Origin of the sequence: Enterococcus villorum, from assembly GCF_007990225.1 — a bacterium.
GTDB classification, from domain to species: domain Bacteria; phylum Bacillota; class Bacilli; order Lactobacillales; family Enterococcaceae; genus Enterococcus_B; species Enterococcus_B villorum.
Map to the genome: position 1 here is coordinate 1 of NZ_BJWF01000013.1, position 12,985 is coordinate 12,985.

Annotated in this window: 10 protein-coding genes; 7 read left to right on the top strand and 3 right to left on the bottom strand. The window is 36.4% G+C overall.

Features of this window, described 5'->3' with window-relative positions; genetic code table 11:
• Positions 1 to 257 precede the first annotated feature (257 nt).
• A complete protein-coding gene (locus EVI01_RS06490) occupies positions 258 to 1,517 on the top strand; it encodes a cytochrome P450 (RefSeq protein WP_010750340.1) in 1,260 nt (419 codons plus the stop codon).
• A 201-nt stretch (positions 1,518 to 1,718) separates the two neighbouring features.
• On the opposite strand, the gene EVI01_RS06495 is transcribed toward EVI01_RS06490, so the two are convergent.
• A complete protein-coding gene (locus tag EVI01_RS06495; protein ID WP_010750341.1) occupies positions 1,719 to 2,666 on the bottom strand; it encodes an aldo/keto reductase in 948 nt (315 codons plus the stop codon).
• A 542-nt stretch (positions 2,667 to 3,208) separates the two neighbouring features.
• Between EVI01_RS06495 and hisS the strand changes: the two genes are divergently transcribed.
• The 4 genes from hisS to EVI01_RS06520 all read left to right on the top strand — a co-directional run bounded on the left by hisS (position 3,209) and on the right by EVI01_RS06520 (position 9,751).
• Entirely contained in the window at positions 3,209 to 4,501 is a 1,293-nt protein-coding gene (hisS, locus tag EVI01_RS06505) for a histidine--tRNA ligase (protein WP_010750342.1), read from the top strand.
• Between the two features lie 14 nt (positions 4,502 to 4,515).
• On the top strand, positions 4,516 to 6,282 hold the full coding sequence (gene aspS / locus EVI01_RS06510; RefSeq protein WP_010750343.1) for an aspartate--tRNA ligase: 1,767 nt from the start codon (positions 4,516 to 4,518) through the stop codon (positions 6,280 to 6,282).
• 175 nt (positions 6,283 to 6,457) lie between these two features.
• Complete coding sequence (locus tag EVI01_RS06515) at positions 6,458 to 7,333, top strand: YitT family protein (protein WP_010750344.1); 876 nt, start codon at positions 6,458 to 6,460, stop codon at positions 7,331 to 7,333.
• A 483-nt stretch (positions 7,334 to 7,816) separates the two neighbouring features.
• Positions 7,817 to 9,751 carry an acyltransferase family protein gene (locus tag EVI01_RS06520; protein WP_010750345.1) on the top strand — a complete coding sequence of 645 codons (1,935 nt, stop codon included), beginning with the start codon at positions 7,817 to 7,819 and terminating at the stop codon, positions 9,749 to 9,751.
• A gap of 136 nt (positions 9,752 to 9,887) precedes the next feature.
• Here the strand turns inward: EVI01_RS06520 and EVI01_RS06525 are convergent, their stop codons facing one another.
• Positions 9,888 to 10,184, bottom strand: coding sequence for a GIY-YIG nuclease family protein (locus EVI01_RS06525; protein WP_010750346.1), 297 nt, complete (start codon positions 10,182 to 10,184; stop codon positions 9,888 to 9,890).
• The gene (locus EVI01_RS06530) at positions 10,174 to 10,908 is read right to left on the bottom strand and encodes a tRNA1(Val) (adenine(37)-N6)-methyltransferase (RefSeq protein WP_010750347.1); all 735 of its coding nucleotides are present in this window, start codon (positions 10,906 to 10,908) and stop codon (positions 10,174 to 10,176) included. Before EVI01_RS06530 ends, EVI01_RS06525 begins: the two co-directional genes overlap by 11 nt.
• Before the next feature lie 128 nt (positions 10,909 to 11,036).
• Here EVI01_RS06530 and EVI01_RS06535 point away from each other — a divergent pair, with 128 nt between their 5' ends.
• Positions 11,037 to 11,663 (top strand): lysophospholipid acyltransferase family protein, encoded by a 627-nt coding sequence (locus EVI01_RS06535; protein ID WP_010750348.1) that lies wholly within the window; start codon positions 11,037 to 11,039, stop codon positions 11,661 to 11,663.
• Positions 11,664 to 11,861: 198 nt separating this feature from the next.
• On the top strand, positions 11,862 to 12,983 hold the full coding sequence (locus tag EVI01_RS06540; RefSeq protein WP_010750349.1) for an exonuclease SbcCD subunit D: 1,122 nt from the start codon (positions 11,862 to 11,864) through the stop codon (positions 12,981 to 12,983).
• Positions 12,984 to 12,985: the final 2 nt, after the last annotated feature.

Sequence of the window (12,985 nt, forward strand, 5' to 3'; positions counted from 1 at the left end):
TGCCATAGCAACAAGGAAAAGCCGATTCTTTTTTTCTGTGCGTAGAAAAAATAGTCATTAAAAATGAGAAAGGATTCGTACAAATTGGTGAAGTATCGAATTTTGCTCACGATAAAATATCTACAAGGTATTTTATTGTCCTGTTTCATCAAAAGGTGAGGAACAAAAGATACTTGTATGAAACGCTTTTTTTGTCAGCTCTTTGAAAAAAGGATAAGCTAATAATAAGAAAGTTATTTTAGTGGAGGGAATCTGAAATGAAAGAAGTACCATTGATTGATGTAAAAATAACCGAAATCAAAAAGCGTTACCAACAAGGGTATCATATGTTAGAAGAGTTACGAAAAGAAGCCAATTCACCGGTTGTAAAGGCCAAGATTTTTAATAAAGAAGCCATTGTCATTTATGGAAAAGATGCAGCTAAAATTTTTTATGATCCACGAAATTTTAAACGCAAAGGAGCGATGCCCAAGTTAGTATTAAAAACTTTGTTTGGAAAAGATGGCGTACAAACATTAGATGGGGCAAAACATCATCATCGCAAAGCCATCTTTATGGATTTGATGACGCCTGATAAAATGGAAGAGTATCATCTTATTCTAGATAGAAATTTAGCTCATGCGCTAGAGGCACAACATGGTCAATTTGAATTATTTGATTTAAGTAAGCAAGTGTTATTTACATCCATTTGTGAATGGGCAGGAATCAACTTATCCGAATGGTCAAGTGAAGAAATCGATCAACTAGCTGATTACCAAATTTCAATGATTAGTGGAACTTTCACTTCTCCGATTGATCACATTAAAGGTGTAGAAAATCGCAAAAAATCAGAAAAATGGGCGCAAAAATTGATCGAATCAGCACGACAAAATCCCGTACCAGGAAAAGAAAATGTTGCTCTTTATGCGTTTGCTCAAGCAACCGATTTAGACGGCAGTTTACTTCCGATAAAAGTTGCTGCTGTGGAATTATTAAATATTATTCGTCCAACAGTAGCATTAACGGTTTGGGTTGCTTTGATGGGACATGCGCTATTTAGTCGTCCCGATTTAAAACAACAATTAAAGAACCATTTTTCTGAACTACAAGACCCATTTATTCAAGAGATGCGACGCTACTATCCGTTTTTCCCAATGCTACCAGCATTTGCTTTACAAGACGTAGTAGTAGATGGCTACCTTATTCCAAAAGATAGTTGGGTTATTTTGGACTTATATGGAACAAATCATGACGAACGAACAATTGAAGCACCAGAAGCATTCATGATCAAGCGCTATGTAGGAAAAGCAAAAGATATTTCTTATAAGGAAGAGTATGAAATGATTGCACAAGGTGGCGGCGATTTTCGACAAATGCATCGTTGTGCAGGAGAATGGATTACGTTGCACAGTTTACGTGTTTTTTCTGATCAGTTAGTCAACGACTATGATTTTGCTGTGCCTGAGCAAGATTGGACCATCCCAATCAATCAATTCCCAACTTATCCTAAAAGCCGAGCCTTGTTGTATAAAGAGTAAAAATCAGATGAAATGAGGTTAGGGCAACAATCTTCTCAAAAAACTTAATACCAAAAACGGTATGTGTTCAAATGAGTTTCTTCATAAGCTTATCCAAAATAAAATGGAAACAGTCATTTTATTTTGGATAAGCATCTTATTTACTCAAGTAAATTCGCTGAGCAAACCACTTCATTTTAACCTTTTTTCTCAAGGATTCACTTAAAATTCTTTAAATAGCTGATCAATGGTTTGATAATCTTCATTAGACAAATGGATATCTAAAGCCCGAGCATTGTCAGCTACTTGTTCTGGTTTTTTTGCGCCTGGGATAACGATAGAGATGCCAGGATTTTTCATATACCAAGCTAAGACAAGCTGAGAAATTGTTGCTTGTTTGTTTTTTGCTAGGGGGGCTAATTGTTCCACGGCTTGAATGATTTTTTCAAAGCGCTCTCCTTGAAAGTCTGGCTTTTGTCTTCTGGGATCATTTTCAGACATTTCTTGAAGGCTATTCAAATGATACTTTCCTGTTAATAAGCCAGAAGCCAGTGGGAAGTAAGGAACAAAACTGATATGATGTTGTTTTAGATAAGGCCATCTTTCTTTTTCAGCTATTCGGTGAATCAAACTGTATTTATCTTCAACGACATCCACATAGCCTTGTGCATTGGCTTCTTTTAATTGCTCGATTGAAAAATTAGAAACACCGATTGCTCGGATTTTCCCTTCTTCTTTTAGACGATGCAAAGCTGCGACAGCCTCATTTTTTGGCGTTTCTTTATCAGGAAAATGAATATAAAAAATATCAATATAATCTGTTTGCAAACGACGTAGCGCCTCTTCAACAGAATGAGTCAAAAATTCTGGGGAGTTGTTAAAAATGCCTTTTTGGTCTGGCACATGAGCAGCTTTGGTAGCAATGATTACACGAGAACGATCAAATTCTTTTTCTTGAAGTACTTCTCCGATCAATTCTTCCGAGCGACCATTCCCATAAGCATAAGCCGTATCAATTAGATTGATTCCGTTATTCAAGGCGGTTCGAACGACTGCTTTTCCTGTTTCATCAGTTAGATTAGCAAAGAGATTGTGACCGCCAACCGCATTTGCACCTAGCCCTAATTGTTCTGCATAAACTTGAGAGTGACCAATTCTTATTTCTGCCATTATCAATTCCTCCTTTTCATTTAGTCTAAAACAAAAGGATAAAAAGCTAAACTAAAAGAACTTCAAAATGATAGTGGATTTATCAAGTAAGACATAGAAAATGAAATCCTAGGAGTAATGAACAAATACCTCTTAAATTAAAAGAAATTTATCCGCTTTTTGGTTTTTTGGGGAAGCTTCTTTGCTTTTTAGGGCTAGAAGATCGCTATTCTGATTAAAAGGACAGATTTTTCTTGACTTTGGTTCTTGTTTTTAGTAGGTTATAGATAATATTGAAAATATCTATGAAAGAGCGAGTAAGTTTCTAATGCTTAATAAGAGAGGATCATCTAGGCTGAAAATGATCTAAAGTTTTTAGGTTCTAAAAGACACTCTGGAGATGGACGAGTGAAAAGCCGTCCCGTGTACGAGCGTTAATCGTAAGAGGAAAGAGCAATCTTTCGAAAATAGGTGGTACCGTGTATGAAATAGTCATTCACCCTTGTTCATAGTGAACAAGGGTGAATTTTTTGTTTACATAGAAAAGAAAAGGGGAGAAAAAAATGAGTTTCCAAAGACCAAAAGGAACAAATGATATTTTGCCTGGTGAATCGGAGAAATGGCAATTTGTAGAAGAAACTGCACGTTTGTTGTTTAGAGATTACCAATACAATGAAATTCGCACACCAATTTTTGAACACTACGAAGTGATTTCTCGAAGCGTCGGAGATACAACCGATATCGTGTCAAAAGAAATGTATGATTTCTACGATAAAGGAGAGCGTCATGTTACTTTACGCCCAGAAGGTACAGCACCAATTGTGCGTTCGTTTGTAGAACATAAATTGTTTGGACCGGAATATGCAAAACCATATAAAACATTTTATATGGGACCTATGTTTCGTTATGAACGTCCGCAAAAAGGGCGTCTACGTCAGTTCCATCAAATCGGCGTAGAGGCTTTTGGTTCAGACAATCCTGCAACTGATGTCGAAAGTATGGTGATGGCATTAGATTTCTTCAAGCAGTTAGGCATCACACAAATTCGTTTAGTGATCAATTCTCTAGGTGATAAAGACACTCGTCAAGCGTATCGTCAGGCATTGATTGATTATCTTGTGCCGTTTCAAGAAGAGCTAAGTGAAGATTCGCAGAGACGTTTGCATGAAAATCCTTTACGTGTCCTAGATAGTAAAGATAAACGCGATCAAAAATTTGTGGAAAATGCACCTTCTATTTTAGATTTTTTAAGTGAAGCAGCAAAAAAACATTTTGAGACAGTCGTGGCTATGTTGGATGCGTTGAATGTTCCATATGAAATCGACAGTACGATGGTTCGAGGATTAGATTATTATACACACACGATTTTTGAAATCATGAGCGATGCACCAAAAATGGGCGCGCAAGCAACTATTTGTGCAGGTGGTCGTTACGATAACTTGGTTGAAGAACTGGGAGGACCACAAACACCTGGTTTTGGTTTTGCTATGGGAATTGAACGCTTGCTTTTAACAATGGAAGCAGAAGAAGTGGTTATTCCTGCATTTAATGAGCTAGACGCTTATGTCGTGGCTTTAGGGGAAGAAACCAATATTGAAGCGTTAAAACTCGTGCAAACGATTCGTAACTTTGGTTTTTCTGCTGATCGTGATTTTATGGATCGTAAAGCAAAAGCTCAGTTTAAGACGGCGGATAAAGCAAACGCTAAGTTAGTGTTAGTGATTGGCGCAGATGAATTAGAAAACCAAACAGTGACAATTAAGTCAATGGCTAAAAGAAAAGAAAAAAGCTTCCGTTTAGCAGAAGTATATGAACATTTCGATGAAGTTTATGATGAAATGACTTTATTCGAGTAGGAGGAAAAAGGAAAATGACACAAAGAACAACTTATTGCGGTTTGATTTCAGCAAAAGAATTAGACCAAACTGTTACATTAAAAGGCTGGGTGCAAAAACGCCGAGACCTTGGTGGCGTGATTTTTATTGATTTACGTGACCGTGAAGGGATCGTTCAAATCGTTTTTAATCCAGAAGTAAACAAAGAAGCTTGGGAAATTGCTGACAAATGTCGTAGCGAATATGTGATTGAAGTGAGAGGCGTTGTTCGTAAACGTGACGATTTAGCGATCAATCCTAAAATGGCAACCGGTGAATTTGAAGTATTTGCTAGTGAAATTGTCATTTTAAATAAAGCGAAGACACCACCATTTTTGATTGAGGACGATCAAACAGTGGGTGATGAAATTCGCATGAAGTATCGTTATTTAGACTTACGTCGTCCAAAAATGACAAAAAATATCAAAATGAGATATGCAACAACAAAAGCGATTCGTCATTATTTAGACGACAATGACTTTATGGACATTGAAACACCTTATTTAGGTAAATCAACGCCAGAAGGTGCACGTGACTATTTGGTTCCTTCTCGTGTGCATCCAGGCCATTTTTATGCGTTACCTCAATCACCACAATTATTCAAACAATTATTGATGAATGCCGGTTTTGATCGCTATTATCAAATTGTTCGTTGTTTCCGTGATGAAGATTTACGTGGGGATCGCCAACCAGAATTTACTCAAGTAGATATTGAAACAACTTTCTTAACTGCTGAAGAGATCCAAACGTATACAGAAGGTTTAATCGCTAAAGTAATGAAAGATGTACGAGGAATTGAAGTTACTTTACCGTTTCCTAGAATGACTTACGATGAAGCAATGAATCGCTATGGTAGTGACAAACCAGATACTCGCTTTGCTATGGAATTAATTGATTTAAGTGAAACAGTCAAAGACGTTGATTTTAAAGTTTTCCAAATGGCACTTGAAAAAGGTGGCGTGGTAAAAGTTCTTAACGCTAAAAATGCTTCAAGTAAATATTCTCGTAAAGATTTAGACAATCTAGGGCAGTATGCTTCTCAGTTTGGAGCAAAAGGTTTAGCTTGGTTGAAAGTAGAAGAAGACGGATTAAAAGGACCAATCGCTAAATTCATGGGCGAGGCAACTGAAGCAATTGTTGCAAAAACAAACGCTGAAGTGGGCGACATTTTATTATTTGGCGCTGATACAAAAGAGATTGTGGCAGCAACACTTGGGGCGATCCGTACACGTTTAGGAAAAGAATTAGGACTAATTGATGAAACAAAATTCAATTTCTTATGGATCACAGAATGGCCACAATTTGAATATTCAGCAGAAGAAGGACGTTACGTATCTGCACACCATCCGTTCACTATGCCAAAAGCAGAAGACATCGAACGATTAAGCACGGATCCAGCAAGTGTCTATGCCGAAGCTTATGATATCGTATTAAATGGCTATGAATTAGGTGGCGGTTCTATCCGTATCCATACACGTGAAATCCAAGAAAAAGTACTTGAGACGTTAGGATTTACGAAGGAACAAATGGAAGAACAATTTGGCTTCCTTCTAACCGCTTTAGATTACGGTTTCCCTCCACATGGCGGTATTGCGCTTGGATTAGACCGCTTTGTGATGTTACTAGCTGGTGAAGAAAACATTCGTGAAGTCATCGCCTTTCCTAAAAACGGGAAAGCAGCTGATGTCATGAGTGATGCACCAAGTACGGTATCGGATGCCCAATTATTTGATTTGAGTATTGACGTAACCAATGTTGAATAAGTTAATCATGTACTAATCAAAAGTTTCATCATCATCTTTCATTATTATAAAAAAGTACACTAGCTTAGATAACTAATGTCGTTCTAACTATTGTACTTTTTTGTTTCATCGTTGTCTTGATTTAATTGTAAAACCCTTTATAATTAAGCCATAATATATAAAGCGAGGCCTTTTCATGAAAAAAACTTTCGAAAATTGGGCGTACCATGATTACACGACCAAACTTTCGGTATCAATCGTCTATTCTTTGATCGCGTCAGTGGCACTGAACTTTTTTTATCAACCAGGACACATTTATTCAAGTGGTATCACTGGGTTAGCACAAATATTGACCACATTATCTAAATCGTGGCTTGGGTATGAAGTGCCAGTATCCACAACTTTGTACTTATTGAATATTCCATTATTTGTACTGGCTTGGTGTAAAATTGGGAAGAAATTTACTATTTTTACCTTTATCACGGTAACATTGACTTCCCTTTGTATCCATCTCCTTCCTCAAACCGTACTTTCCACTGATCCTATTATTTGCGCACTGTTTGGTGGAGCGGTAATGGGTCTAGGGATCGGAATGGCATTGAGAAATGGGATCTCTTCGGGAGGTTTGGATATTGTCAGTATTACGATTCGCAAAAAAACTGGGAAATCAATCGGTTCAATTTCGATTTATTTTAATGCGCTGATTGTTTTTGTTGCTGGACTTCTCTTTGGTTGGCAGTATATGTTTTATAGCGCTCTTTCCATTTTTGTTAGTGGAAAGGTAACTGATGTCATGTATACGAAACAAAAGAAAATGCAAGTTATGATCGTGACAAAACACCCAGAAAGAGTGATCAATGAAATTCAAAAATGTATGCGTCGCGGTATTACAATCATCAATGAGGCAGAAGGAGCCTACAAACACGATAAGCAGACAGTGTTAATGACGATTGTCACACGCTATGAATTGCCTTTATTAAGAGAAGCAATGAAAGCTTCTGATCCGCAAGCATTTGTCAGCATCGCAGAAAATGTTCAAATTCTTGGTCGTTTTTATGAAGAGGGTATTTAAACAACAAATGAATGTCAAACAAATGAAAGTGGATGCATATACATCTAAGAGAGAATCATGACACTTTTACAGTTGGTGCTTATATTAGTGAGGACAAGTAACCACAGGAAATGTAAACCGAATCATCCGAAAATAGAAGTTCTTATTTTTGGGTTGATTCGGTTTGTTCCTTCGTTGCTCGTTTTAGTTTTTGATACCTCTCTTTTTACGTAAATGTGTCTTCATTTTTGATATAGGTAAAGCATATCAGCCATGTAGAATGAAAAATAGGATGAAATAGTTTTATAAAAATAGTTAAAAGTTTTTTTAGAAAAGGTAGGCATGTTTGAAATTTTATTAAAGTTAAGAAAATAGATATTCTTTTTTTTTAATTTATGGGATTATAAAGATGATAGTAAAAAATTAATTTAATTTTTCTTGCTATTTTTATACAATACACGTATATTACGAATGAAAAAAGTTTATGAAAAGTTGGAATATAGAATGGAAAAAAAGAAAAGGTTAAAAAATAGCCGCTATATCACTGGCTTTGATGGTATTCGTTCTTTAGCTGTGGTTGGAGTGATTTTGTATCATTTATTACCAACGAGCATGAAGGGCGGCTATTTGGGGGTTCCGATATTTTTTGTGGTATCTGGCTACTTAATTACCGATTTATTGCGGCAAGAATGGGAACAAAATGGAAAAATCAATATTTGGCAGTTTTATGTCCGGCGAATGAAAAGGTTATATCCTGGATTAGTCTTTTTGTTAGTCACTGCTTCAGCTTATATCACGTTATTTCAACGAGGATTATTAAATAATCTGCGGGGAATTGTTGTTAGCAGTTTGCTCTATTACAATAATTGGTGGCAAATTAATAATGGGCTATCGTATTTTGATCGATTCGCCAATGAATCGCCTTTTACGCATATTTGGTCATTAGCGGTAGAAGGGCAGAACTATTTGATTTGGCCCATTCTTTTTGTTATCTTTATGGTTTTTGTCCGTAAGAAGAAATGGATCGTCTATACTTTATTAGGCATATCACTTCTTTCAGCTATTTTGATGATGATCATGTATACGCCAGGTGGGGACCCAACTCGTGTCTATTACGGAACAGATACACGTTTGTTTTCTATTTGGTTAGGAAGTGCCTTGGCATTTATTTGGCCAAGTACGCGGTTAAAGAAAAACATTCCTAAACAAGCAAAAAGAGTGTTAAATTTGGCAGGTCTGATTTCACTCACTGCATTGGTTCTCTTCTTTTTCTTTTTAGATGACCATTACAGTTTTGTTTATTATGGCGGTATGCTTTTAGTAAGTATTTTTTGCATGATTTTAGTGGCAGTAACGGCACATCCTGGGGCAAGCATGAATAAATGGTTGACGAATCCTGTATTTACTTGGATCGGCAAACGAAGTTACGGTATTTATTTGTATCAGTTCCCAGTGATGATCTTTTATGAAGCTAAAGTATCTTCTATTGCTGATCATGTCTTACTGCATACGTTGATTGAAATTTCATTGATTTTGATTATTAGCGAGTTATCTTATCGTTACATTGAGCGTCCTTTAGCTCGATTTGATTATAGTAAGACGTTTTCAACAATTAAAGGCTGGTTTACTAAACCAATAATAAGCAAACAAAAGCCATGGGTTATCCCAGGTACTTTAATGCTAATCATCGCTCTCGTTGGCTTTGTGACTGCACCGAAAAACTCAGTGACTGCTGATCAAAAAAAATTGCAGGCGCAAATTGCAGAAAGTAAAAGATTAGCAGAAGAAAGTCAAAAAGATTCGGAGAACGATGCTGGTAAAGTTGATCAAGCGGTTCTAGATAAATATGATTTAACTGCTCAACAAGAAAAAAAAGCACAAAAACTAGAATTGACTGCTTTTGGTGATTCAGTGATGTTGGATGCGGCAACAGATTTAAAAGAACTTTATCCTAAAGTTGTGGTGGATGGTGATGTTGGCCGACAGTTATATGCCAGTGAACCATATATTGAAGAACTGAAAAAACAAAATTTATTAAAAGATACCGTTTTGATTGGTCTTGGAACCAATGGTGCGTTTTCTGAATCACAATTTGATAGTATTATGAGCGCATTAGGGGATCGTAAAGTTTATTGGGTAAACGTCCGTGTCCCTACAAAACGTTGGCAAAATGATGTCAATGCTTTATTAGAACAGATGACCAAAAAATACGACAATCTGACATTGATTGATTGGTATGGGTACAGTAATAGTCATAGTGATTGGTTTTACGATGATCAAGTCCATCCAAATCCAGAAGGTATGACCCATTACATCCACTTAGTAAGTGAAGCGCTGCTAGGTAAAGACAAAACGAAAAAGACAAGTACAAGTGAAACAAATAGTAAAAGTAATGAAAGCTTAAATAGTTCTGTCACTGAGAATAGTACAACTGAGTAAATGAATGTATAAAATGTGACGAGTAATCGTAAACGTAACAAGCCGAAGAATCCGAAAATAGTTTTTCCTATTTTCTGGATTCCTCGGCTTGTTTTTTAGATAGTATGAAATTTTAAACATTCTTCTTAACCAAATTTTATTTACATTCTCTTTCCATTTTTGGTAACTCACAAGAGGAATGTGTTTTTAAGTAGCGCTCTTTTTGTGGGCGGCTTAACTTTTTAAAGGCTGCTTCGGCTTTGGTAGCTTCACTTCTTGTAGCAAAACACTCGGCGTGGATCATTTTTGTCGGTCTGCGTTTTTCTAAACGAGTGTATTTTGCTCCTGTCCCACGATTATGTTCTTCTAGCCTTCGAGAAAGGTCTGTAGTATACCCCCCATAAAACGTTTGATCTTTGCAAAATAAGACATAAAAAAAGTGTTCACTTGCCATAAAGCATTTCTCTCACTTCTGGTGTATAGTTTCCCTCAAGATCGTAAGTGATTAACGGTGAAGCGACTTTAAAGCCATCCAACTTGCCATCTTTTATCCCCTCAACTAATAAAATATTGGCATCTTTTCCCATTTTAGGATAAACGAATTGGATTTTTTTAGGTGCGATATGGTATTCTTCCATTAAGTTGATGATTTCCAAAAAACGATCGGGGCGGTGAACCATTGCAAAACGTCCATTTGTTTTTAATAATTTACTAGAAATTCGGATCACATCTTCAAGTGTTGTATGGATTTCATGTCTAGCAATGGCAAGATGTTCATTGGGATTTTTTTTATTTGTCGGTAGTCCTTTGAAATAAGGAGGATTGCACACCACTAAATCACATGAATTGTGTCGAACAACGGATAAACTATCATTTAAATCAATGGTATGAATCGTCATTTGTTGTTCCAAGTGATTTAATTGAACGCTACGTCTTGCCATATCTGCTAGACGGGGCTGAATTTCGATTCCGTCAATGAAGGCATTCGTGCGTTTGCTTAAAAAAAGTCCCACGGCACCATTTCCTGCACATAAGTCAACAATTTGGCCTCTTTTTGGCACACGGGCAAAATGGGCTAATAAGACAGCGTCAAGTGAAAAAGAAAAAACGTGTGGGCTTTGAATGATTTTGATATCTTTTGCGTATAATTGGTCGATCCGTTCATCTTCGTGAAGCATTTGTTCCCTCCAAATGAAAAAAATAGTTGATTGTATTATACTATTTTTATAAAAAAGAACCAAGGTACCTTGTAAAGTTACTCGATTTTAGGCATACTATGACCATACGATCTAGAAAGGAAGAGAATATGTTCTATCGATTTATGAGAGGGCTGGTCTGTGTCATTTTAGCATTAATTAACGGAAATGCTCGTTATGAAAATAAAGAAGTTTTACCCCAAGATGAGAATTACATATTGGTTGCGCCACATCGTACTTGGTGGGACCCATTATATCTTGCGGTAGCAGCTTCCCCAAAAGAATTTAGTTTTATGGCTAAAGAAGAATTATTCAAAAATCCAATCTTGCGTTTTATCTTGACGCATTCAAATGCTTTTCCAGTGAAAAGAGAAAATCCTGGTCCTAGCGTGATTAAAACACCTGTTAAAATTTTAAAATCTACACATTTAGGTTTGATTATGTTTCCAAGTGGAACAAGGCATGCAACGGAGTTAAAAGGTGGGATGGCTCTGATTTCTAAAATGTCAAAAGCTAAAATTGTGCCAGCAGTTTATCAAGGCCCGCTTACTTTAGGAGACTTGTTTAAACGAAAACGAGTGATCGTTCGTTTCGGGGAACCGATTGATTTATCTGATATTAAAAAAACAGATAAAGAAGGCATGGCAGAAATCGAACGCCGCACACAAGCTGCCTTTGATCAATTAGATAAAGAAGTGAATCCTGACTTTAAATACGAGATCAAAAAGAAAGAATAATTCTATTTTTGATTGATAAAAAAACTGATTAAGGTTATGACAACAGCATCCATTTATTCAAAGACGACTTAGAGCGTGTTTGGAAAAAAAGGAGAGGATTGTCATGCCTTTTTTGATTTGATTAACCAATAATCGAATGTATCATGTAATGAATGGAAGTGTTATAATTATAAGAAGGACATTTTTTGAGGTGATAAGATGCGCTTTTTACATACAGCTGACTGGCATATTGGGAAAAAACTCCAAGGTTATGATCGAATCAAGGAACAAAAACATGTACTTTCTAAAATATTAGAAATTGCTAAAGAAGAACAAGTAGATGCGATTGTCATTGCAGGTGATCTTTATGATCGAAGTGTACCATCCGTTGAGGCCATTGAAGTCTTCAATCAACTGATGGTCAAGTGGAATTTAAATGAACGTTTTCCGATTTTTGCGATCTCAGGCAATCATGACAGCGGAATTCGTCTTTCTGCTGGGACTCCTTGGTTCAGCCAGACAGATTATTATTTAAGAACTAGATTAGAAGAAGCTTTTGAACCAATTGTATTTCAAGATGCGCAATTTTTTTTATTGCCATATTTTGAGCCAATTTCAGCAAGGATTTACTTTGATGACGATCAAATTCGTACGATTCAACAAGCAATGGAAAAAGTCATCAATAAAATGAGCGAACAGTTTGACCCAACAAAAAAACAAGTTTTAGTAAGCCATTTTTTTGTGATGGGAAGTACGAAATCAGATTCTGAGACGAAAATCGAAGTTGGGGGATTAGGTGCTGTTTCCGGAGAATTGTTTGAATCATTTGACTATGTCGCTTTGGGGCATTTACACAATCAAGCGGCGCTACAACAAAAAAATGCACGTTATAGTGGGTCGCCTTTAAAATTCTCTCTTTCAGAAATCAATCAAAAAAAAGGCGTGTGGATTGTTGATTTAAACGAAAATGTGATATTTAATTTTCGTGAGTTGACGCCATTATATGAAATCGAAGAAATAACGGCAAGTTTTAAAGAGTTACTTAATCCCGATTTTTATCAGTCAATTAACCGCGAAAATTATCTCCAGATTTATTTGAATGATCGGACGATTATCCCAAATATGATGAATCAATTAAGAAAAATTTATCCACGGATACTAGGCGTTGAACGTTCAAACGGCCGAGTGGAACGACTCCAAAGACAGCAAAAAAGGATTCTTACAAAAGATCCTCAAAAATTGGCGCAAGGATTCTTTAAGGAAGTGACAAAGGAAAATTTGACAGAAAAACAAGAGCTTTGGCTAAGCGAAACATTACAAGAACTCATGGAAACGGAATGAAC